This is a genomic window from Bacillus sp. FSL K6-0073, from assembly GCF_038006085.1.
Lineage (GTDB): Bacteria > Bacillota > Bacilli > Bacillales > Bacillaceae_G > Bacillus_A > Bacillus_A cereus.
The window spans coordinates 4,972,696-4,994,211 of sequence record NZ_JBBOUN010000001.1; the positions used below are offsets into that span (position 1 = coordinate 4,972,696).

The following is a 21,516-nucleotide window of genomic DNA, read 5'->3' on the forward strand; positions in this document are numbered from 1 at the left end:
TGATTAATGGCTGCTTTTTCTGCCCAATTTATTTGTAACAAATGAGGGAATTATAATGAAACGAACAATAGTTATGATTGTAATGATTGCCACACTATTTACAGGGATGATTTTCTTCTCTTATGCACAAAGGCAACAATCTGTAAGAGCTGATCAACCTAATATTACTGGGCAATACGGAGTTACAATCGATGCAGACACAGGTGAAATTTTGTATGGGAAACGTGAAGACGAACGCTCTTATCCGGCTAGTATAGCCAAAATGATGACAACCCTTCTTTTACTAGAGAATGTAAAAGAAGATGAAGAAATTACAGTTACAGAAAACGCAATTAAAACAGAAAGTCAAAGTAAGAAAATTAAACTTCGTGCTGGAGAAAAATTAAAGCGTGATGAGGCATTAAAACTTATGCTTATCATTAGTGCAGATCCAATAGCTGAATCAATTGCAGAACATATCGCAGGATCAAAAAATGAATTTGTGAAAATGATGAATGCTAGAGCGAAGGAACTCGGTACAAAGCATGCGACTTTCAAGAACGCAAGTGGTGCTGATGCACTTGGAAATAAAGTATCGCCATATGACATTGCTATTATTACGAAAGAAGCATTAAAGTATCCAGTTGTTTTAGAATATATGAATTCAACACGTACAACTCTACATACTTCAGAACGCTCTCCAAACATCGCAAACTACGGACGAGAAGAACTATATGATGATCCATATGCGATTGGAAGTAAAAGCGGTCTATCAGCACTTGGCAAATATACAGTCGTAACAGTGGATGAAAAAGACGGTAAACGCGTCATTAACGTCGTATTATCTTCTACTCGTGCGCAACTATATCCTGATACGAAGAAAATGGCACATTATGCATTTCAGCAATTAAAATAACCAAGGAGTATTTTCTCCTTGGTTATTTTTTAACCATACCTTTTAATACGAACGCAACGTTTGCTGGACGTTCTGCTAAACGACGCATGAAATATCCATACCAGTCGTTTCCATAAGGTACGTAAACACGCATTTTGTATCCTTCTTTTACTAGCTCAAGTTGACGCTCATTACGAATACCATATAACATTTGGAATTCAAATTGATCCCTTGGAATATTGTGTTCTTCAGCAAGTTTTTTTGTATATTCAATAATCGCTTCGTCATGTGAAGCAATTGCAGTATAATTTCCATTTAATAAGTGCATTTTAATAATTTTTTTATAATTGTCATCTACATCTTTCTTGTCTGGGAACGCCACTTCTTCAGGTTCTTTATAAGCACCTTTTACAAGACGTAAATTCGGATTATAAGCATTTAAATCTTCAATATCTTTTTCTGTACGATATAGGTAAGCTTGAATAACAGTACCAATATTATCGTATTCAGATTTTAATTGTTTAAAGATATCAATTGTTTTACCACAGCGTGTATAGTCTTCCATATCAATGGTAACAAACACACCATTTTCTTTCGCCGCTTCTAAAATACGGCGCATATTGTTCATTACGATTTCATCAGAGATATCTAATCCCATAGAAGTCATCTTTAAAGAAAGCTGCGAATCAAGACCTTCTCTTCCAATTGCACGGATCGCTTCAATCGATTGGTTAGCCATTTCATTTGCTTCCGCTTCATTATCAACGAATTCACCTAAATAATCGATTGTTACGCAAAGACCTTGCTTATTTAATTGTTGAATGGCAGCTGTCGCTAATTCAATCGTCTCCCCTGCGACGAAGCGACCTGCACCAAAGCGTAAACCGTACTTTTTAGCCAGTTTTGTTAGCGCTTTATTTTTAGATAAGAAAAGAAACGAATTTCGCATTAATTGTTCCATGTAATTCACCCCTATGACTGTAATTTATCTGTTTTTTACCCCTCTTCAAAATTATATCATTGTTTAAAATTATTGGATACAAATAATTATTTAGATAATTTATAAAATACTATAAAAACATTTAAAAACCTATATTTCTGCTTATAAATATACCTGAAATATTTTTCGACATTTAGAAAAATGGAGTTTAATAGGCATAAAATAGGCATGTCGAAAATATTCGACATGCCTATAAAATCCTTTATACTCCATGTAAATTATATAAGGATATTAATACAGAAAACTTACGATTATATTTCCCTCAAGTTTTTTTATTGCTCATTTCGCTTCTCTTCATTCAGCCTTTTAATATCTGTAATTAACTGTACCATCTCTTCTTTCGCATCAGGATATGTCTCATTCCAATGCTTCACTAAAGCCGGCATCGTCTTCGCTATGTAAGAATACAGTGCCCACTTCTGCACCTGTTCTTTTCTCTCTTCATTGCTCTCTCCAAGTAATAGTTCCGTGTATTTTTCTAGTAACCCGTCAAATTGTTCATTAAACTTTTCACTCATCTTATCTACCTCCTATATGAAAAAAGCAGCGAAAATCGCTGCTTTTCCTTATAATTTTGATCGAACAGAGTTTAATTTCTTTTCCATCGTGCTTACTTTATCACGACGATCATCGATACGAATTGTTGTTGCAACACGCTGTGCACCTTTCGTATATGGAACTTCATGCATTTGTTGAATTACTTCTAGAATGACAGGAAGATCTCCTTCAATAATTGTATTCATCGGTGTTAATTGATACTTCACGCGATCCGCATTTTTCTCTAGCACCTTTTGTACTTCTGCTACATATTCACTAACACTTGGATTACCTGTTCCTACTGGAATAATCGATACATCAACAATTGCCATAGTAGTCTTCCTCCTATAATTGTTTCTTATATATCCATTGTCTATTTTACCGAAATCCTCATCATTTTACTAATATGTTACTCTTCCACTTTAAACTGCTCGACTAATCTTTCTAAATCTCTCATATGTTCTGTCAAACTTTCCATCGTGTGAGCTACCTTTTCTAAATGATTCACCTGTGATTCCGTTGCAGCATGTACCTCTTCAGAAACAGCTGCACTTTCTTGACTCGTACCAGCAATTGTATGCATTACCGCTGTAATTTCCCCCTGCTCGTAACCTATGTTATGTACCTCTTCTACAATTTTTTCAACTGAAGTACTAATCGTATTTACGACTGACATAATTGTGCGGAACTCCATTTCCGCCTCTGTCGTCACTTTATTTTGCACATCTGCAATGTCTTTCAATTTACTTACAACTTCTACAACCCTTTTTACTTCTAATTGTACATCACCAATCATCGTTGTGATTTCTCCGGTTGCCTCTTTTGATTGTTCTGCTAATTTCCGCACCTCTTCAGCAACAACCGCAAATCCCTTACCTTGCTCACCTGCACGGGCAGCTTCAATCGATGCATTTAAAGCAAGTAAATTTGTTTGATCCGAAATGCCTTTTATAAGCTCAACAACATTTTGAATCGATCCAACTCTTTGTTCTAACTTATCCGATGCTTCTTCTGTATGAACAACAATCGAAGATGATTGTCCCCTCGTACGGATTAAATTCCTCATTGTATTTAATCCTTGCTTAGATGCCTCTTCCGCTTTGCCAGCCACTCCTTTTATTTCACCAACGGAGCTATTCATTTGTTCCACTGACTCCGCCATATTCTCGAGCTGAGCTGAAACTTCATCCACACTATTCGCAAGAGTAGAAGCTCCTCCGCTCACATCATCCATTGCTCCTGAAACTTCTCTACTAGCCGCTACTGTTTCGTTCGTTAAATAATGTAAACTATTCGTTGATTGTTGCACCGTTGATACGCTGTTTTTAATTTTACTTACCATTTCATTCATTTGTTCAACCATATCATTAAAGTGCTTAGTCAACTCTCCAACTTCATCTTTACTTGTCACTTTCATTCGGAGCGTTAAATCGCCTTCTGCTACTTTTTGCACGTGATTCTTTAATAGTTGCAGTGGTCTTGCTAATCTTCTTGAGAACAAGTAGGAAGCTACGATTCCAACTAATAAACTAATACATGCCATTATAATAACTGTATTTCTCGTACTATTTAATAGCCCATCGATCGTTTCTTTCGGATAAAAGATTCCTATCGTCCATTTCATCGTATCAAATGATTGACTATAAACAACTACATCTTCACCTTTTATTGTAGTGACCGCATATTTTGTTACCTCTTTATTTAAGCTCTTTATAAGTGGCTCTTTAGAAACATCTTTCCCTATCTTTTCTGGATAAACAAGAGCCATATTTTTATCATTTATAATAAACATTTCTCCGTCATTATTGTATTGAATATTGTGAAGCAACTTCTGAATCGTCCCAAGCGATACATCCATCGCAACAACGCCTAATACAGATCCATCTTGAGCTGTAATTGCTTTAGAAACACCTACACTTAACTTTCCTGTTGCAATTTCATAAGAAGGTTGTCCCCAATGGACCTTTTTTACATCAGCCTCTGAATCTTTATACCATGGTCTTGTCGTTGGATCGTATCCTTCTGGCACTTGCCCACCTTCAGCAAGATTGGCACTTAATGTTTTTTTATCTTTCGTACCAATATATAAATCTAAAATACCAGGATGATTCTTTTTATACTCTGCAAACTCTTTCGTTAAAAACGCTTCCTCTTCTGGAGTAACCCCACCTTGAAGCATATTACGAATCATCTCACTGTTCGCGTAATACCCCATATCTTCATCCGTTCTTTGAACAAATGTCGTAAGTTGCTCTGTCACAAGATCCATCGCATTTTGAGAATACTCGTCTAAGGAACGCACTTCCTTTTCTTTCTGTAATTGATACACAGCTGTACCCAATATTACGAACATCATAGAAATAAGAACTGAAAACACTACCGCAATTTTTAATCGTAAACTTCTTAACATCTTCCCCCAAGCATCCCCTTCGCATTAAATTGAAATCTTATTAATCATTATATTAAGTATAATAGATAAAATTAAAAAATTGAAATTAATTCTCACCTTAATACAATTAGAAAACGGACTACCACTTGTGCAAAAACAAATAGTTCATTATCCTTAAAATATAATCTCATTCGTTCGGAGGTAACTATGTTACAAAAATTCGGTTTCTCACAATATGAAAGCCAAGCTTACGAAGTTGTCGTATCAAGCAATGAACCATTAGATGCTACAACGATTGTGAAGCATTCAGGTGTTCCAAAAGCAAAAATATATGAAGTGCTAGCACGCCTAATCGATAAAGGAATGGTAATGGATTCTGTTTCAGAAAAGAAAAAACTGTATACAGCATTACCACTAAAGCTAGCAATTGAAAAATTAACGACAGAATTCCAATCAAATATTAAAGAACTGGAAACAAATATATCAAAAAAATCATTTACAGATGACCGTGTGTGGAGCTTAAAGATGCAATCTTCTATTCGAGTTCAAAGTAAAGAACTCATTGAAAGTGCAAAAGAATCAATCCTTATTTCAGCTTGGAATGATACTCTTTTAGAATATCTTCCTTTACTAGAACAAAAAGCAAAACAAGGTGTTCAAATTGAATCCCTTATTGTTGGAGAAGTAGAAACAGACTTAGAAAACATGCATTTTCTAATCCCAGCTGAAGAACCTAATGCATTAGAGCGCTACTTGCTACTCATCGTTGACGATCGTGAAATTTTATTTGCTGGCGTAGAACAAGAGTCATGGCAAGCGATGAAAACAATGTCACAACCTTTCGTAAAGTTCTTTACAGAATTTTTCTATCATGACGTTGCACTTGCAAAGATTACCCAGAAACACCATGACCTCTTTATGGAAGATGAGGAAATTAAGAGTTTGTTAATGAAATTAAGATACTAATTAAATAATAAAAAGGAGTCTAGTTTTTCACTTAGACTCCTTTTCGTTTTGTTCCTTTATCTCCATCAACAGCTCAATGATTTTCTCATTTTGCTCTACCTGTTTCTCTGAATTTTTATAGATGAAACGAACCCATCTAAGTGCAAGAATAATAAGAAACAAAGGGAGCATTGAAATTAGAAGACCAATAATTGAAAAATTCGTATACATATACATCACCTCGCTACATATAAATTCTCCACCTTTCTACTAAAACCTGCAATTTTTTACAAATAAAAAAAGAACCTATCAAACGATAGATTCTTCTTTCACGAACTGAGTAGAGCGTCCTCTCGTAATCGAGAAAATCGCGCAAAGCAGTGCTAATACAATAAAGCCACCGCCTACCCAAGCATTATATATAACAGATGATTTTTCGATAACAACTCCGCCTACTGTTGAACCAAGTGCAATTCCTAAGTGAAGGGCAGAGTTATTTAAACTTTGCTGAATACCAGCTGATTCTGGTGCAATTTCAATTAAATAGTTTTGTTGCGCTGGTGAAATCGCCCAGCTCAGCATACTCCAAAGTCCCATCATAATGATGAAGAGCGGGAATGAGAATGTCATTAATGGCAGTATGAATATTGCACACGCAAATACGATAATGATGGAAATAATACTTTTTTTCGATCCCCATTTATCAGCAAGCCAGCCACCAAAGCCGCCACCAATTACTGCTGCGATTCCGAAAATAAAGTAAAACACACTAATCCAGTTTGCTTCAACATGCATGACATCTTTTAAAAACGGTGTTAAATATGCATACAATGTTAAATGCCCTGTTAAAAACAAAAATGATGTTAACTGTGCACTTACAATTTTTTTATCTTTTAAAGTAGCAAGTTGTTCTTTTATTGATAATACCGATGTCGGTGGTACTTTCGTTAAGAATAATGAAATACAAGCAATTGCCATAACTGTTAATACCGAAATTAATACAAATGGTGCACGCCATCCGTATGCATTTCCGAGTACAAGACCAAGCGGTACTCCAAGCACAAGTGATCCACTAATTCCCATAAAAATGATTCCAATTGCACGCGCACGAAAATGCGGTTCTACTACACTAGAAGCAAGTGTTACCGATAGTGCAATAATTAATGAACCACTCGCCGCACAAATAACCCTTGAGAACATCAGCATTCCGTAATTCACACTAAATGCCGAAATAATATTTCCGATTAAGAAAATCGATAATGCTCCAACATACAATGTTTTTCTTTCAAACTTCCCTGTCAAAGCTAATAAAACTGGACCTGACAAAGCAAATACTACCGAAAATATTGTTATAAGCTGACCAGCTGCACTAATAGATACTCCTAAATCATTGGCAACTAAATCGAGCGTTCCTCCTATAATTAGCTCAACCGTTCCGACTACAAAAGCCGCGATAGCTAAAATATAAACACGAAAATTCAAGTCTTTCCCCACGCTTTCTGTTTTGGTTACTACGACTATAGTAACCAAAACAGAAAATAGACGCAAGTACAATTTTTTTACAGTAAAAAAGGTAGGCGTATAATACGCCTACCTTTTCATCATTCTGTTTCTTTCTTCTTATTTAAACACCAATACACCGGAAGTCCCGTAAATACAATTCCAATCGATAAGAAACAACTTACTGGATCGTTAATAATCGCACTACCAATTACAAAGAACGAACCTAAAATCGCTACGATTGGTACGATTGGGAATAACGGTACACTATATGCACGCTCTTTATTCTTATTACGTTTTCTTAAAATGAAGACACCAATAAACGTCATTACATAGAAAATATAAATAATGAATACGGAAATCTCAGACAGCTTATTTGGATCACTAATAATCATTAAAATAATTCCTAAAATGATTTCAACAGTAATCGCATTTGCTGGTGTTTTAAATCTCGGACTTTCCTTTGCAATAAACTTAGAAAATGGAAGTTGTCCACGCTCTGCCATAGACATTGGGATACGTGGGAACGTTAAAATCTTTCCATTTAAACAGCCGAAAATAGAAACGATAATACCGATACTAATAATTTTTCCGCCATATTCTCCAAGTAACATGCCTGCAGCTGTCGCTGTTGCATTTTCTCCAAGGTCTACAATTTTCGCTGCTGGTAATACATTTAATAATGCCAAGTTAATTAATACGTAAGCAGCCGTTACGATTAAAATCCCTACTGTCATTGCTTTCGGTAATAACTTTGTTGGATTCTTCATTTCTCCACCAATCGAAGCAAGTAAAATCCAGCCGTCATAAGCAAATAACGTTGCTAAAATTGCCATACCGATACTTTGATTTTCCGATATCGGCACAACTACGTTAAAAATATCGCTATTCCCTTTCCAGAAACCTAGCACAACAATTAACACAATCGGAATCATCTTCCCAATTGTCGTGATTGTTTGAACGATACCTCCGTATTTTGTTCCCATACTATTTACAACGCCAAGGAACACAACCGTTCCAATTGCGATTGGTAAATTCCACACTTTATCTAAATAGAAAAAATTAATCATTAAAGAACTAAAGTATAAACCTAATGTTCCGATAATAGCAGGTCCATAAACAATTGTTTGCATCCAACCTGATAAATATCCCAAAAAACTTCCGTAAATCTCCTCTAAATACGTATACAACCCACCATTTTTCGGGATTTGCGCTCCAATTTCAGCAACTGTTAAACCACTTGCTAGCGTCAACAGACCACCAATTACCCAAGCAAGAATGGCCATATTAGAACTCCCCGAGTAATCTAATACGCTCCCTGGTTTCATAAACACACCAGATCCAATAATCGTTCCTACTACGATAGAAAGTGCTACTGTTAAACCAATTTTGTTCTTCTCATCATGATGCATGCTGCGTATCCTCCTTCCAATCCTAGTGTGATGCAAAAATGAAATAAAAAAACACTCCTCCCTAAAAAAGGGACGAGTGTTGTATTCGTGGTTCCACCCTTGTTTCAATTCGTAAAGTAACACACTTCACCAATTTCTCAAGTCTAAATAACGGTTTTTGCCGGCAAGCAATTACTAGATGCTCGTTCACTGCTGCAGTTCAGAGGTGGTAATCCATTTTTCCGTATTAGGAAGCTCGCAGCCAAAGGCTTCCCTCTCTGGAAATCGTAAAAAATTGATCGTGTCCTCATCATCACTTCTTGATGTCGAATTTTGTAGTTATTGTTCATTATATTGAATTGTTAGAAAAAATCAATATATTTTTATATAACATAGGAAATATTTATCTTCTTATATTATAACAGAAGATACAAAACTTCTCTATTTCCCTAAAAATGGTATAATCCATTTAGGAGGTGCACCAATAATGATTGCTGTCTTTTGTATCATCGCTACGTTTCTCTCTGTTCTATTCGCTATCATGCATCGGCACAAGTATCCTGGTTATAGCATTTTAGCGGTAGCTATTATACCAGCTGTTTCCTTCTACGTATTGGGTAAATATCAATATACGGAAGTGTTTATCGGTTTTGCAATCTTCTACTGCGTCTTCGGATACATACTAACAATGAAAAAAATTTTATTAAATCATTAAAAGGGACCGATTTCTGCTAACAGAAATCGGTCCTCTCACGTATCTTTCGGTTGCCCACACGAAAGATACGACTTCATTCAATTATTTCTCATCTTTTTTCATAAAAAACTTATGGTGCGGTAAATCAACATTCAATGCCTCTAATTGTTTCTTTTCATTGTCTAAAATCGCTTTTGCTTTTGTTTTTGTTGCCTCATCTAATCCTGCAAATATATCTTCATGCTTCTCTTTCTCTGGAAGTTTCACACCTAATTTTGTTAATTCTTCTTTTGCTTGCTCATGCGTTAATTTTCCAGATTTCTTTTGCTCTAAAATTGACTTTGCTTTTTCTTTTGCCTGTTCATCTAAGTTAGCAAACATGTCTCCATGTTTACCTTTCTCCGGCATTTTCACGCCTAGCTTTGTTAATTCCTCTTTTGCTTGCTCATGCGTTAATTTTCCAGATTTCTTTTGCTCTAAAATCGACTTCGCTTTCTCTTTCGCCTGTTCATCTAAGTTAGCAAACATGTCTCCACGCTTACCTTTCTCCGGCATTTTTACGCCTAACTTTGTTAATTCCTCTTTTGCTTGTTCTCGTGTTAATTTTCCAGACTTTTCTTGCTCTAAAATCGACTTCGCTTTTTCTTTCGCCTGTTCATCTAATCCCGCAAACATTTCTTTACGTTTTTCTTTTTCTGGAAGCTTTACACCTAGCTCCTGTAACTGTTTCTTTGTATCGTCCATAATCGTTTTTACTTTTTGTTTTGTAGCGGCATCTAAATCTTTTTTCGCTGTTTTTGTCGCTTGCTCAGCTGTTGGAGTATTTGTTGCCGCGAATGCCGGAACACCGACTCCTCCAATGATTCCGAATGATAAAGCACCTGCAATCGCTAAATAACCAACTGTTTTCTTCTTCATAGGAAATTTCCTCCTTCATATTTCTAAAGCATGTACACTTTCGTATACAACGCCAATAGTAATATTGGTTTCTTAAAATTTCCTTAACGATTCAAATAAAAAACACCGCTCGTAATGAGCGGTGTTTCTCTATGCTTTTTGTAATTGTAACTCTTCACGTTCCATTATTTTTCTTAATACAATTGTTTGTGTCATTGTAAATAAGTTACCTGTTATCCAATACAACACAAGTCCTGATGGCGCCGCAAACCCCATAAATAGAATCATTGCTGGCATCATAATTTGCTGCATCTTTAGCATCTGTACTTGTTCTCCAGGTGTAATATTCGATTGGAAAACTTTCATCTGAATAAATGTCGTTAACGCTGCAATAATCGGTAATATATGATATGGATCTGCATGTCCTAGGTTCACCCATAAAAACGAAGATGTGCGAATCTCTTCCGTTCTGCTAATCGCATAATACAAAGCAGAGAAAATCGGCATTTGTATAAAAATTGGCCAGCAACCAGCAAGTGGATTCCAACCGCCTGATTTCATTAGTTCTGACATTTCTTTTTGATACTGCTTTTGTTTTTCAAGGTCTTTGCTTACATCACCGTATTTTTTCTTTAGCTTCTGCAATTCAGGTTGCATTTTCTTCATTTTCGCTTGGCTGCGATATTGCGAAACAGCTAATGGAATCATGGCTGAACGAATAACGAGCGTCATAATAATGATAGCAACCCCGAAGCTAGCTCCCGGTATATGATGAGCAACAAATTGAATCATATACGAGATTGGATATACGAAATAATGGTTCCATATTCCCGTACTATGTGAATCAATTGTGCCTGCATTACTGCAGCCAGATAAAACAAAAACAAGTACTACTGATAAACTAATGAGCGCAGCTCGGTATGATTTTAACATGTTCATTCCTCCAATGTTTCGTAATTATTTAGCGAAACATTGGTGTATACGGACCAACCTCATCATTCTCTTCACTTGATTCTTGTCTGCGTACGGAACGAATCATTCCATATTTATAAAAAATTGAAAATAGCGGTACATTTCCCGCACTATCTTCACATGTATCAACTAACGCAAAAGCTCTTTGTCTACCGCTTGATGCTTGTTGACGCACAAAGCGAGAAACATTAGTAAGGAAGAAAACTTCTAATAAACAAAGTGCTGTCGTTACAAACGATATATATAGAATTGCATCCTGCAATAAAAATTCCATCGCTTCACATCCTTAATAAGGTCATTTTAGCACATCGAGCAAATATTCTCTATTTCCTTTTATTTTCAAAAAAAGTATTTTGCATATTTTCTCAAGAAAACAATAATTAAGAAACGTTGTATTCGCTTTCTTTAGCATATTCACACACATCAATGAATAGGCTTGATTTATTAGAAATTTATAAAATTTTTGCATTATAATAAAACTATTGCCAGTTTTTGAAAAAACCTTTATTCTCTTCTTGTAATCAAAAATGAATATGGAGATGAAACATACTATGGGTCAACTAGGAGACGCCGATTACGTTCCCGACACCGCCTTTTTATCCTTCCCAGCAGCTAAAACATTTCACTTAGAATTTATGATACAGTTGGTTGTTATTTTTATAGCTTCTATTTTGTATGCAATTTCTATGAATATGTTTTTTATCCCGCATAATATGATTAGCGGTGGATTCGCTGGTGTAGGGATGATTATCGGTTATTTAATGCACTACAATATCGGTGCACTTATCTTTTTACTAAACATTCCTCTTCTTATTTTAAGTCACTTTTACTTAGGAAAGAAGACAACCTTTTTAACAGCGTACTTTGTAGCTGTATCATCGTTAGCGATGAACATTATCCCGGTACACCAAGTTTCAGACGATATTTTACTTTCTTCTGTATTCGGTGGTGTTATCTGCGGAGCAGCTTCAGGAATTATATTCCGATTTGCTTCTTCAACAGGTGGTTTTGATGTTGTTGGATTGATTGTAGCGAAATACCGAGATGTTTCAATTGGAGCAATCATATTTGTATTCAACTTAATCTTACTTGTAGCAGCAGGTTTTATTTTCGGATGGGATATTACACTTTATACGTTAATTAGTCGATTTGTAGTCAGCAAAGTTATCGACGCTGTGCATACGAAACATATTAAATTAACGATAATGACTATTACAGAAAAAGGCGAGGAAATAAAAAGCGCACTACTACATCACGGCATACGCGGGGTGACAATGGTAGACGCTGTCGGCGGCTATACAAACCATAAGAAAAAAATGATTTACACTGTCGTGACTCGCTATGAGTTAGGCGAAATGAAACGTATTATCCGTCAAGTGGATAACAAAGCATTTATGAACATTACTGAAACAGTTGAAATTGTCGGCCGTTTCAAACGCATATAAAACCGGTTAATAAATTAAAGGGCATAACATATTATATATGACTAATATGTTATGCCCTTTGTTATTCAACTAACGTACCTTTTAGCATAATAAAATCACTAAGTTTATTACTACAAATCGGAGGATAGCATTCCATATACAATACTATCTGTCCATTCCTCTTTATTCCAAAAATCTTGTATGAAATGGGCTTCCTTTCTCATGCCTATTCGTTCACACAATTTTTGTGAAGCTGTATTACGTGCATCAAGATTAGCCTGTATACGATGTACATTACATTCATTAAATAATTTCAATACCAAACTACTTACTGCTTCTGTTGCCAAACCTCTCCCAGCTACTTCATTTGCAAAACTATAACCAATCTCAACAGTGTCTTTCATATTTGTGTACCATACTGATAAATCACCAACTACTTTAGTTTTGTATATAACTGCCAAACTTAATATTGTTTCTTTAGTAAGTACATTATTTGCTAGCTTCTTATTAAATCTTTTCTGCATGTCTTCATGAGTCCACTTATTATGTAATAGGAACTTACATGTATCATCACTATTATAAATAGCAAATACATCCTGTAAATCAGTACTCTTAAAAGGTCTAATTATTAATCTTTCTGTTGTGAACTCCAAGTTAGCTCTCCTCCCTTACATTCATGCTATAAAACATTTTTTATAGTATTTAAGCCTCATTCTTAGATCTCACCTTGATTACATATTTCATCATAATAAATTAAAATCCTTCTTCCACTAAACTGCACCGTTAATTGTATTTCCTTACGCTTTTTATTTTTTACACTTATTACAAAATCAGATAATTCTATTATTATGTCCCTAAATGTGTTATAATGAAAGCAGACTCACAAAAAAAGAGTATATAGACTTGGAAGTTTCTCTTATTTTACAAGCAAAAAGAAACGAGCAGTCGGGTATATTTCAGACACCATACACGTAACGGTTTAAATAACCGATCATCTTAGTTACTCTTCAATGATCTTTTTATAAAAAGATACGTACAATTAAAACTCACTTCAATATACTATACCTACCTTTTTGACTTCCAAATCATCTTATTACATAGGGAGATGAACATATGAATCAATATATACGATATACAATAGCTGTCCTGTTTGCTATTATCGGCGGAGCAATCTGCTTCTGGACAAACACTCAGCTTGGAGAGAATATCATCTTTAACGGAATTGAAACACTTGTAAGCGCTTCAATTCTAGGCGGATACATTTACTTCCTCTTCAATCCAGAAGAAAATGCTCAAAAAACAATGTTATTAACAATGATTGGAATCGTTGGTGGATGTATTTCCTACTCAATGACAAACTATACATTACCACTTCAATTAAGCTCAGCTTTCTTCCACGGTCTATGGACTTGGTTCATTGCATTCTGCCTAGCAGACGTATTCAACCTATTACAAGACACTGAAGAAGATAGCGGTCGTCAAATTGAAAGTAACTCTTAAGCTGGAAGATACTCTTCCAGCTTTTTATATTGTTTTGCATATCCCCGCATCACGATAAAAAGAAGTTACCCTCACGGCAACTTCTTTCTCACATACCCCATCCAGTACCAACCGGATTATATCAGCGATTCTCCATATATATCGGCGATTTCTCCACTTATATCAGCGATTTTTTCATTATATCGACCGTTCGACACAGGATATCGACTTACCGGCAATTTTCGGCAACCTATTTATGCTCTATACCCTGCCACTACAATAAAAAGAAGCTACCCAACGGCAACTTCTTTTCCACATACCCCACTTCGTATTCACTAAAATATATCAACGATTTTTCAAATATATCGATCATTTCTCCACTTATATCAACGATTTTTTCATTATATCAACGGTTCAACACAAGATATCGATTTAACGACAACCTTCGACACTCGAAACACACCACATACCCTATCCCCCAAGCAACTTACTGCCGAACTCTACGATTAAAAAGATAATTAATAGGATCGCGAGTATCTTTAATGCTACATATGCCACTTTAAAAACAACATAAATGAGCAAGACTATCAAAATAATTGATAAAATTTCCATATCTACTTCCTCCAAGCTTTGCTCTTCTTATCTCATTTTACTCGCCCCGGGCTATTTATGGAACGGCATAAGATGACATATAAAAAAGAGGATACCTCACCCATCGTAAGATACCCTCACCTTCAACTGCTCAAACCATTCTCTTTCTAATTGTAAATATCCCATCTCACTCTTCTCGGCGCTCTCCAATTCTTTATCAGCTTTCTTCATATAAGTATGGGAAGCTTCTAGATCATTCTCTAAATATTTGATAATTCCTTGTGTACGGTAATATCCACTTAGGTCCATTTTTGTAATAGCCTTTGCATGTTCCTTTGCTTCTTGCAAAGAAAGACTATCCATCTGATAAAGGGCTTTATATAAAAGATACCAACTATGAAAACTACTAACGAAAAACTTATTTTCTTTCGTTACAGGTAGTTGAACAATTCGTTCTATATACGGTATCGCTCTTTCCATTCCCTCTTGATCTGCACGAGCAAAAAAGACAAGCATAAGTCTACTCATTATCTCTCTTATCCCTTTATTCTCTTTTATTTTCTCCTCACTCAATTCTACTAATCTTTCATCCCAATCTTTCGGTCTTTTATAACTAAATAACTCACTCGATATTTGAATCTCATATAAATGATTTCTAGCTCTTTCATCATCTTTAATTAAAATAAGAAATTGCATCCCATCACTCATAAGCGTTCCTTTTATCGGCACAATTGTAACCGCAAAGATTGCAAAATGGAAAAAGGAAAAATATAAAAGATATTGATAATAACTCACCATGTATATGTAACCGGAAGTAATACCAAACAGTAAACTCGTAATTGGTCCACCTAAAGTGAGCCACGCCCATTTTTTCGAAAGATTCGGTGTCTCTATAGAAGTTGGTACTAGTGTTGCAACGCCTCCAAAGTACGCCCATAATTTATTTTCTCGAATGCGTAATTTTCCCTTTTCTTTTTGAATAGTAATGGGTCCTACTGTCATAAATTTAAATGTTAAACCACCTATTACACCAAATACTACATGTCCTAGCTCATGAATGGCTAACACTAACAATGAAATTCCAACTATTGCCCATAGGTTCAAAATTACTTCTAATTTCCCAGTTCGGATTACTCCGTATAAAATGGACAGAATTAACGCCACTGTCATTGAGCCAGCTGGCCTTCTTAAAATATCCACCTTTTTCTCCCCTTAATAAATCATTTTCCTCTGCATTTCGTACATGAACTTCCCGAGATGCAATATCCAAATAAATGAGATTAGGCCAATTAATACAAAATCGATATTACTAGCAGCTGTATATATAACGGCAGCCCACCATACATATGCCAATATTGTATTCGTAAATTCATATGCTTTATATCCAGCCTCATGCACAATGTGCTTTAATCCTTCATCTGCATTTTTCGTCCACATTTTCATAGATTCCATATACGTTACACCTTGTTCAGGATATAGCTTATTATAACGATTTTTTGTTATGAGTCCGATAATTACTACTGTAGTTAAACAAGCAATAGAAGCTACTAAATTCCACACCGCAAATGAAACATCTGTATCCTGCAACAGTGCACGTCTACATGTAATAACTGCATATACAAACCATGCCTGCGTAACTATATCACCTACACGTAAATATATACTTATAATGCCTAATTTTCTGCCTTGTACGCTCTCTTCTTCATCGCGTGCCTCTGCTAACATACGTGTATTCTTCCAAGTATAGTACATCATTAAAATTCCAAAAATAGTACATATACCTATAAATGTATTGGATGATAATTTTCTCGGTTCATCCGAGAGTAAATTTAAAGCTATATAAGACGTTAAAAATCCTCCTATCATACTTAATGCTATTTTCCCCACAGAATCAAATTGTTTTTTTCGCTTACTCTTCATCGTCCTCTTCCCCCTCTACTAACGTAAATATTTCCTCCACCGGTACATTGAAAATTTGTGCGATTTTTAACGACAATACGATAGATGGTGCATAATCCCCACGCTCAATTAAACTAATCGTTTGCCGTGATGATCCAATCGCTTTCCCTAAATCCCCTTGTGATAAACGATGCTTTGCTCGCAATTCCCTCACTCGATTTTGAAGCTTCATGTCTTCCCTCTTTTTCATTTATTTAATTAAAATTGTAAATAATATCCTTATATTTGTCAATTATAATTGTCATTACGACTATAATAATTGACAAAATACTTATTTCTTATCCTGTATCAAATTCCTATAAAGAATGTAAAATGTGCATTAAACATAGTCTTAAAAATAAAATAAAAAAGGCAGTGCTTTTGCACTACCTTCCTAAATTCTGACATAGAATGGATTTCATATTAACTTGCGTTTTGTAGTAATACTCGTTTTAACTGCTTACGGAAACGAATACCCAACGTAACCGCTACAATCACAATAACTCCAAAAATGATTTTACCGATATGACCTTCTAGCACTCCAAAGATATCATGTAAGTTTCCACCTAACCAGTAACCACCGATTAAGAAGAATGATACCCAAAATAGAGCGCCTGAATAAATTGTAATGGCAAAACGACGGAATGGTAAATTAATAATTCCTGCAAAGTATCCTGTGAAATGACGTACACCAGGAATAAAGAAACCAATAAAAATTAGGAAGTACCCATACTTATCAAACCACATTCTCGTTAAGTCAATTTTTCTTTGTGTTAAAAATACGTATTTCCCATACTTTTGAATGAAAGGCATACCTAATTTATTTCCTAAAAAGTATTGAATCGTCATTCCTACACTTGTCCCAATAAAGGATAGAATGATTAAAATCGGTAAACTTAAATCACCCTTATGTGCTAAAAATCCCGCATATGCTAATGTTGGCTCTCCCGGAAACGGAAGTGCAATATATTCTAATAGCAAACCGACAAGTACAACATAATACCCGTATTGCTGAAATAATTCATGAATCCATTCCATGTCATCTCTCCTTTCAATCACGTACAACTTCTTACTATTATTGTATAAAAAAATTGTCGAAATAACTATCACAATAGCTTACATTTTTATTACATTTTTGTAAGGGTCACACTAATGATTTTCGTTCTTTATTAAATAGTAAAAATCATTTTTCAATTCGAAATAGCGAAAAGACGCATTAATAACATGCAGATTTTATCCATTTTTTAGCACTAAAAAAGCTCTCTTATTTTGTTCTCAATAAAAAACCATCACAAACTCATGCTAACTTCATATTAGCTTCATATACGTATTGTAAGATTATATCGGAATTTGTTGAAAAATTTAACCAATATATGACTAAGCATTAATTTGAATAAATATAAGTCGTTTTTCGAAATTGAAAAAAGGGTGAATACGAAATGGAAGCATATAAAATGCACGATTTTATTAATACAAATGTTGAATCTCATCAAAATGAAACCGTTTTTAATTTACAAATATGTGAAACAAGTGAATTTGACGTAAGTTTAACAAAATCTACAACACTATCTTTTATCGTTTCAAAAAAGAATATTAAAATTGTCACGAAAAAATGGATTAATTCAAATCAAGAAAGCATGATTGGCAAAAGCTACATCATTCCAACAAAAGCTTTTCACTATTTCTTACCAATCATTTCTGAAAATGAAGATGAGCTAAATATTCAAGTTCAAAGTTTTGGCCTACGTGGTGAGCTTTTATTAAATGAAAGATTACTTATTGATAACAACAAACACAACAGCAAAATCACTACATTCTTTGAAACATTAGATGAAAATGTAAATAAAGCATTACGAGGATTACAACTTCATTGTATGTAAGACTATTACGATAGTAAAAGGAGAATAACAATGAAAAAATTATTATTAAGCGCACTATTATCATTAGGATTTTTGACTCTTCCATTCGCTAGTGCAGAGGCAGCTACAACGAAAGATCAATTAATCGTAGACACTCAGTTAAATAAAATGGATTATTATCAGGATGGAAAATTTATAAAAAGTTTTACTGTCGCTACTGGAAAAGCTGCAACACCTACACCTAAAGGCACTTTTCAAATCGTAAATAAAATTAAAAACCGCCCTTATTATACAGGCAAAATTAAAGGCGGCGATCCACGTAATCCACTTGGTGACCGTTGGCTCGGATTAAATATGGCAGGAACTTACGGAACAACTTATGCGATTCACGGAACTAACAATAATCAAGCAATCGGCAAATGGACAACACTTGGTTGTATTCGTATGTATAACAATGATATACACTGGTTATTTGAGCGCGTTCAGCAGCAAGCTACTGTCACTGTAAAATAGCCTAAAAACAAGATTTATGTGTAGCCAAGAATTTTATGTCTTGGCTTATTTTATTTATTCATTTACAGTAGCAAAACAACTGTATTTACATATATAATAGGAATAGATTTGATTAGCTGATATCTAAACATTGATAAACGTAGATATTAAAATTATACAGTTATAATGTTTTATAAATTTTATAATACATACTATAATAGAACTACTGTAATTCTGAACTATTCAGTAACACTAAACTATTCCCCTTGCTACCTTCATGATTATTTTATAGCGGGGGCTTATTATATGTATAAACAATCTGAGTCACTCGAAAAATGATGAATTCGAATATTGCAGTAAAAAGCGTTATTTAGGAGGTGTTACTATGACGCATATACTGGTGATTGAAGACAACCCAGATATACAAGAACTTATTCGTGAATTTCTAATGGCACAAAACTTTACAGTTGATGTAGTTGGTGCTGGAACAGAAGGTATTCTTCTTTTCCAAAAAAATTCATACGATCTTGTCCTCCTCGATGTAATGTTACCAGATATAGATGGCTATAGTATTTGTAAAATTATGCGAGGACAATCTGATGTACCAATCATTATGTTAACAGGCTTACATAATGAAGAAAGTGAAATTAAAGGATTTGAGTTAGGTATTGATGACTATATTACGAAACCGTTCCATTACACTGTATTTATTAAGCGTGTAGAGGCTGTATTAAGAAGGGCAGCAACGAAGGAAGCAGAAGCTGCAACTATACTACAATTCCATGAATTGATGTTAAACTCTACAGCATATGCAGCTTATGTTCATGGTAATCAAATTGAATTGACAACAAAAGAATTTGAAATTATTTATACTTTACTGCAAAATCGAGGAAAAGTATTATCAAGAAGTGATTTGTTGAATAAGGTATGGGGCTATGAACATTATGGTGATGTAAGAGTTATAGATACACATATTAAAAACTTAAGAAAAAAATTAGGAATTCCTTATATTAAAACGGTGAAAGGCATTGGCTACAAAATCGAATCGTAGCAAAGACAACATCACCAAAAATATTTTCATCAAAACCTTATTATTTTGTATTCTTTTATCACTTTGCCTTTATCAAATTATTTACTTTCTAGCTTCAAACTACGATAAAGAACGTTTTGCGAAAGAAAATGGAACGCCGACTACAGAACAGGCCGATTCAGATAAGCAAAACGACGGAAGTAAAACGAAGCAAAATAAAGCTGTGTCAGAGGAGAGCATTTCTAATTTCCAATCTTCTATTATAGATTATAAATCTCTTTCTACAGCTATCAATCACCTTTTGCAGCCTAGCCAAACTGTAAAGGCAAAAGAACATACACAAAATCTTTCGGGGAAAAATAGCACTTCTAATCCGCCTACAGAAGCAGAAAAGAAAGCCGCTAATAATGATGCCTTACATACACAAAATGCAGCAAGTAAAACAAATGATACAAATGATAATCCAAAGTTAGCAGATGCGTTGCAGCAATTAGCTCCACATATTGGCGCGACAATGCTTGCATTATCACTACTTGGATCTTTAATTTATACAAAACTAATTGCCAAACCTTTTCAATATATGAGCGATGCTTTAAAAGATATTATGAATCTTGATTTCTCAGATAAAAAGCTACTTAACAAAAATGCAGATCAAACAGATTTTAATTTGCAAGTAGCTGCTTCACAAGTACCAAATATTGTGAAGAATTTACATGAAAGCAATCAAGATTTAAGAAACGAGCTCAAGAAGGAACAACAATTAGAACAATCTCGTAAAGAATTTATGTCTATGGTGTCCCATGAATTAAAAACACCAATCGCAGCCGTTATGGGACAACTAGATGGCATGATTCACGGAATTGGAGCTTATAAAGATAGAGATAAGTATTTGAAACGTTCCTACGAGATGATGCAAGACATTAACATATTAACGGAAAAAATGTCGGAATTATCCAAAATACAAAACCCTCAATTTAAACCGAATTTAGAAGTCATTTCTTTATCTAATATTATTGAGGATGTTATGAAGAAAGTAGATTACTTTGTATCTGTAAAACAATTAAATGTACAATCTAATATTAAACACGACGTACAAATTTTAGCTGATCCTAAATTTATTCAAACTGCTATTTTTAACATTATTTCAAATGCAATTCATTATACAATTGACCATCAGCACGTATATATAAAGCTTTATGAAAAACCAAATGGTTATGCATTAGAAGTATTAAATACAGGTTCACAAATTGATGAAGATAAACTTGCTCATTTATTTGAACCTTTTTATCGCGCAAACCCTGATAAACACGGTTTAGTACAAGGTAGTGGTCTTGGATTATATATCGTGAAACAAATATTAGATAAACATCAGTTTCCTTACGGGATACAAAACACAGCTCAAGGTGTAAAATGCTCCATTGTATTCCCAAAAGCAATGTAACATTCACTATAATTACATACCCCAAACTCATACTTCATGTGTGAGTGGCGGAATTTTGTAGAG

The 21,516-nt window shown here is 34.6% G+C and carries 25 protein-coding genes, 1 pseudogene and 1 other annotated feature; of the genes and pseudogenes, 9 read left to right on the plus strand and 17 right to left on the minus strand.

All coding sequences use genetic code 11. From position 1 onward, the window contains the following. Positions 1–55: 55 nt before the first annotated feature. On the plus strand, positions 56–895 hold the full coding sequence (locus MHB52_RS25875) for a D-alanyl-D-alanine carboxypeptidase family protein (protein ID WP_044794995.1): 840 nt from the start codon (positions 56–58) through the stop codon (positions 893–895). 22 nt (positions 896–917) lie between these two features. Here MHB52_RS25875 and MHB52_RS25880 read toward each other — a convergent pair whose 3' ends face one another. From MHB52_RS25880 to MHB52_RS36860, 5 genes and pseudogenes are all read right to left on the minus strand, one after another. Further along, on the minus strand, positions 918–1,835 hold the full coding sequence (locus MHB52_RS25880) for a proline dehydrogenase family protein (protein ID WP_000436785.1): 918 nt from the start codon (positions 1,833–1,835) through the stop codon (positions 918–920). Between the two features lie 311 nt (positions 1,836–2,146). Then, entirely contained in the window at positions 2,147–2,392 is a 246-nt protein-coding gene (locus MHB52_RS25885; RefSeq protein WP_001290594.1) for a YusU family protein, read from the minus strand. Between the two features lie 48 nt (positions 2,393–2,440). Then, positions 2,441–2,743: an MTH1187 family thiamine-binding protein gene (locus tag MHB52_RS25890; protein WP_001018860.1), complete on the minus strand. Its 303-nt coding sequence runs from the start codon at positions 2,741–2,743 to the stop codon at positions 2,441–2,443. A 77-nt stretch (positions 2,744–2,820) separates the two neighbouring features. After that, positions 2,821–3,774 carry a methyl-accepting chemotaxis protein gene (locus MHB52_RS36855; RefSeq protein WP_409193497.1) on the minus strand — a complete coding sequence of 318 codons (954 nt, stop codon included), beginning with the start codon at positions 3,772–3,774 and terminating at the stop codon, positions 2,821–2,823. Beyond that, positions 3,769–4,821, minus strand: a pseudogene (locus MHB52_RS36860) (cache domain-containing protein); the annotation flags it as partial. The pseudogene MHB52_RS36860 and the gene MHB52_RS36855, both read right to left, overlap by 6 nt. A 186-nt stretch (positions 4,822–5,007) precedes the next feature. On the opposite strand from MHB52_RS36860, the gene MHB52_RS25900 reads away from it, so the two are divergent. Next, the gene (locus tag MHB52_RS25900; RefSeq protein ID WP_061663181.1) at positions 5,008–5,766 is read left to right on the plus strand and encodes a TrmB family transcriptional regulator; all 759 of its coding nucleotides are present in this window, start codon (positions 5,008–5,010) and stop codon (positions 5,764–5,766) included. Positions 5,767–5,793: 27 nt separating this feature from the next. Here the strand turns inward: MHB52_RS25900 and MHB52_RS25905 are convergent, their stop codons facing one another. From MHB52_RS25905 to MHB52_RS25915, 3 genes are all read right to left on the minus strand, one after another. After that, positions 5,794–5,976, minus strand: coding sequence for a hypothetical protein (locus MHB52_RS25905; RefSeq protein ID WP_000288473.1), 183 nt, complete (start codon positions 5,974–5,976; stop codon positions 5,794–5,796). Between the two features lie 78 nt (positions 5,977–6,054). Next, positions 6,055–7,239 (minus strand): MFS transporter, encoded by a 1,185-nt coding sequence (locus tag MHB52_RS25910; protein ID WP_002001400.1) that lies wholly within the window; start codon positions 7,237–7,239, stop codon positions 6,055–6,057. 107 nt (positions 7,240–7,346) lie between these two features. Further along, positions 7,347–8,657: an APC family permease gene (locus MHB52_RS25915; protein WP_000546303.1), complete on the minus strand. Its 1,311-nt coding sequence runs from the start codon at positions 8,655–8,657 to the stop codon at positions 7,347–7,349. 65 nt (positions 8,658–8,722) lie between these two features. Continuing rightward, positions 8,723–8,959: a binding site (T-box leader), on the minus strand. A 164-nt stretch (positions 8,960–9,123) separates the two neighbouring features. On the opposite strand from MHB52_RS25915, the gene MHB52_RS25920 reads away from it, so the two are divergent. Beyond that, positions 9,124–9,351 (plus strand): hypothetical protein, encoded by a 228-nt coding sequence (locus MHB52_RS25920; RefSeq protein ID WP_000562238.1) that lies wholly within the window; start codon positions 9,124–9,126, stop codon positions 9,349–9,351. Positions 9,352–9,432: 81 nt separating this feature from the next. On the opposite strand, the gene MHB52_RS25925 is transcribed toward MHB52_RS25920, so the two are convergent. From MHB52_RS25925 to MHB52_RS25935, 3 genes are all read right to left on the minus strand, one after another. Continuing rightward, the gene (locus MHB52_RS25925; RefSeq protein ID WP_000730878.1) at positions 9,433–10,248 is read right to left on the minus strand and encodes a hypothetical protein; all 816 of its coding nucleotides are present in this window, start codon (positions 10,246–10,248) and stop codon (positions 9,433–9,435) included. 129 nt (positions 10,249–10,377) lie between these two features. Then, the gene (locus MHB52_RS25930) at positions 10,378–11,160 is read right to left on the minus strand and encodes a membrane protein insertase YidC (protein WP_000920519.1); all 783 of its coding nucleotides are present in this window, start codon (positions 11,158–11,160) and stop codon (positions 10,378–10,380) included. Positions 11,161–11,188: 28 nt separating this feature from the next. Next, on the minus strand, positions 11,189–11,473 hold the full coding sequence (locus tag MHB52_RS25935; RefSeq protein ID WP_000394936.1) for a hypothetical protein: 285 nt from the start codon (positions 11,471–11,473) through the stop codon (positions 11,189–11,191). A gap of 277 nt (positions 11,474–11,750) precedes the next feature. Here MHB52_RS25935 and MHB52_RS25940 point away from each other — a divergent pair, with 277 nt between their 5' ends. Further along, positions 11,751–12,644, plus strand: coding sequence for a YitT family protein (locus MHB52_RS25940; RefSeq protein WP_000530044.1), 894 nt, complete (start codon positions 11,751–11,753; stop codon positions 12,642–12,644). A 110-nt stretch (positions 12,645–12,754) separates the two neighbouring features. Here the strand turns inward: MHB52_RS25940 and MHB52_RS25945 are convergent, their stop codons facing one another. After that, entirely contained in the window at positions 12,755–13,276 is a 522-nt protein-coding gene (locus tag MHB52_RS25945) for a GNAT family N-acetyltransferase (RefSeq protein WP_016118849.1), read from the minus strand. A 460-nt stretch (positions 13,277–13,736) separates the two neighbouring features. Between MHB52_RS25945 and MHB52_RS25950 the strand changes: the two genes are divergently transcribed. Beyond that, the gene (locus MHB52_RS25950; RefSeq protein ID WP_001077763.1) at positions 13,737–14,123 is read left to right on the plus strand and encodes a DUF3938 domain-containing protein; all 387 of its coding nucleotides are present in this window, start codon (positions 13,737–13,739) and stop codon (positions 14,121–14,123) included. A 450-nt stretch (positions 14,124–14,573) separates the two neighbouring features. Here MHB52_RS25950 and MHB52_RS25955 read toward each other — a convergent pair whose 3' ends face one another. From MHB52_RS25955 to MHB52_RS25975, 5 genes are all read right to left on the minus strand, one after another. Further along, positions 14,574–14,714: a DUF3985 family protein gene (locus MHB52_RS25955; RefSeq protein WP_000404758.1), complete on the minus strand. Its 141-nt coding sequence runs from the start codon at positions 14,712–14,714 to the stop codon at positions 14,574–14,576. 96 nt (positions 14,715–14,810) lie between these two features. Beyond that, positions 14,811–15,863 (minus strand): cytochrome c oxidase subunit II, encoded by a 1,053-nt coding sequence (locus MHB52_RS25960; RefSeq protein ID WP_044795035.1) that lies wholly within the window; start codon positions 15,861–15,863, stop codon positions 14,811–14,813. A gap of 42 nt (positions 15,864–15,905) precedes the next feature. Further along, the gene (locus MHB52_RS25965; RefSeq protein ID WP_000837710.1) at positions 15,906–16,613 is read right to left on the minus strand and encodes a DUF3169 family protein; all 708 of its coding nucleotides are present in this window, start codon (positions 16,611–16,613) and stop codon (positions 15,906–15,908) included. Further along, positions 16,603–16,824 carry a helix-turn-helix transcriptional regulator gene (locus MHB52_RS25970; RefSeq protein ID WP_000776168.1) on the minus strand — a complete coding sequence of 74 codons (222 nt, stop codon included), beginning with the start codon at positions 16,822–16,824 and terminating at the stop codon, positions 16,603–16,605. The genes MHB52_RS25965 and MHB52_RS25970 overlap by 11 nt, the downstream gene beginning before the upstream one ends. 230 nt (positions 16,825–17,054) lie before the next feature. Continuing rightward, on the minus strand, positions 17,055–17,669 hold the full coding sequence (locus tag MHB52_RS25975; RefSeq protein WP_000454754.1) for a DedA family protein: 615 nt from the start codon (positions 17,667–17,669) through the stop codon (positions 17,055–17,057). Between the two features lie 401 nt (positions 17,670–18,070). On the opposite strand from MHB52_RS25975, the gene MHB52_RS25980 reads away from it, so the two are divergent. The 4 genes from MHB52_RS25980 (at position 18,071) to MHB52_RS25995 (ending at position 21,453) form a co-directional block, all read left to right on the plus strand. Next, the gene (locus tag MHB52_RS25980; protein WP_000388768.1) at positions 18,071–18,511 is read left to right on the plus strand and encodes a DUF3978 family protein; all 441 of its coding nucleotides are present in this window, start codon (positions 18,071–18,073) and stop codon (positions 18,509–18,511) included. Positions 18,512–18,541: 30 nt separating this feature from the next. After that, a complete protein-coding gene (locus MHB52_RS25985) occupies positions 18,542–19,003 on the plus strand; it encodes a L,D-transpeptidase (protein WP_000735058.1) in 462 nt (153 codons plus the stop codon). A gap of 364 nt (positions 19,004–19,367) precedes the next feature. Beyond that, the gene (locus MHB52_RS25990) at positions 19,368–20,033 is read left to right on the plus strand and encodes a response regulator transcription factor (protein ID WP_000148833.1); all 666 of its coding nucleotides are present in this window, start codon (positions 19,368–19,370) and stop codon (positions 20,031–20,033) included. Next, positions 20,011–21,453 (plus strand): sensor histidine kinase, encoded by a 1,443-nt coding sequence (locus tag MHB52_RS25995; RefSeq protein ID WP_016118851.1) that lies wholly within the window; start codon positions 20,011–20,013, stop codon positions 21,451–21,453. The genes MHB52_RS25990 and MHB52_RS25995 overlap by 23 nt, the downstream gene beginning before the upstream one ends. Positions 21,454–21,516 lie beyond the last annotated feature (63 nt).

Bases quoted from the DNA above. Each gene is read 5' to 3' on its own strand.
- MHB52_RS25955 (WP_000404758.1), bottom strand. From the start codon at position 14,714: ATGGAAATTTTATCAATTATTTTGATAGTCTTGCTCATTTATGTTGTT.
- MHB52_RS25890 (WP_001018860.1), bottom strand. From the start codon at position 2,743: ATGGCAATTGTTGATGTATCGATTATTCCAGTAGGAACAGGTAATCCA.
- MHB52_RS25935 (WP_000394936.1), bottom strand. From the start codon at position 11,473: ATGGAATTTTTATTGCAGGATGCAATTCTATATATATCGTTTGTAACG.
- MHB52_RS25980 (WP_000388768.1), top strand. From the start codon at position 18,071: ATGGAAGCATATAAAATGCACGATTTTATTAATACAAATGTTGAATCT.
- MHB52_RS25960 (WP_044795035.1), bottom strand. From the start codon at position 15,863: ATGACAGTGGCGTTAATTCTGTCCATTTTATACGGAGTAATCCGAACT.
- MHB52_RS25880 (WP_000436785.1), bottom strand. From the start codon at position 1,835: ATGGAACAATTAATGCGAAATTCGTTTCTTTTCTTATCTAAAAATAAA.
- MHB52_RS36855 (WP_409193497.1), bottom strand. From the start codon at position 3,774: ATGGTTGAACAAATGAATGAAATGGTAAGTAAAATTAAAAACAGCGTA.
- MHB52_RS25875 (WP_044794995.1), top strand. From the start codon at position 56: ATGAAACGAACAATAGTTATGATTGTAATGATTGCCACACTATTTACA.
- MHB52_RS25900 (WP_061663181.1), top strand. From the start codon at position 5,008: ATGTTACAAAAATTCGGTTTCTCACAATATGAAAGCCAAGCTTACGAA.
- MHB52_RS25885 (WP_001290594.1), bottom strand. From the start codon at position 2,392: ATGAGTGAAAAGTTTAATGAACAATTTGACGGGTTACTAGAAAAATAC.
- MHB52_RS25940 (WP_000530044.1), top strand. From the start codon at position 11,751: ATGGGTCAACTAGGAGACGCCGATTACGTTCCCGACACCGCCTTTTTA.
- MHB52_RS25920 (WP_000562238.1), top strand. From the start codon at position 9,124: ATGATTGCTGTCTTTTGTATCATCGCTACGTTTCTCTCTGTTCTATTC.
- MHB52_RS25915 (WP_000546303.1), bottom strand. From the start codon at position 8,657: ATGCATCATGATGAGAAGAACAAAATTGGTTTAACAGTAGCACTTTCT.
- MHB52_RS25930 (WP_000920519.1), bottom strand. From the start codon at position 11,160: ATGTTAAAATCATACCGAGCTGCGCTCATTAGTTTATCAGTAGTACTT.
- MHB52_RS25965 (WP_000837710.1), bottom strand. From the start codon at position 16,613: ATGAAGAGTAAGCGAAAAAAACAATTTGATTCTGTGGGGAAAATAGCA.
- MHB52_RS25975 (WP_000454754.1), bottom strand. From the start codon at position 17,669: ATGGAATGGATTCATGAATTATTTCAGCAATACGGGTATTATGTTGTA.
- MHB52_RS25970 (WP_000776168.1), bottom strand. From the start codon at position 16,824: ATGAAGCTTCAAAATCGAGTGAGGGAATTGCGAGCAAAGCATCGTTTA.
- MHB52_RS25990 (WP_000148833.1), top strand. From the start codon at position 19,368: ATGACGCATATACTGGTGATTGAAGACAACCCAGATATACAAGAACTT.
- MHB52_RS25950 (WP_001077763.1), top strand. From the start codon at position 13,737: ATGAATCAATATATACGATATACAATAGCTGTCCTGTTTGCTATTATC.
- MHB52_RS25905 (WP_000288473.1), bottom strand. From the start codon at position 5,976: ATGTATACGAATTTTTCAATTATTGGTCTTCTAATTTCAATGCTCCCT.
- MHB52_RS25985 (WP_000735058.1), top strand. From the start codon at position 18,542: ATGAAAAAATTATTATTAAGCGCACTATTATCATTAGGATTTTTGACT.
- MHB52_RS25925 (WP_000730878.1), bottom strand. From the start codon at position 10,248: ATGAAGAAGAAAACAGTTGGTTATTTAGCGATTGCAGGTGCTTTATCA.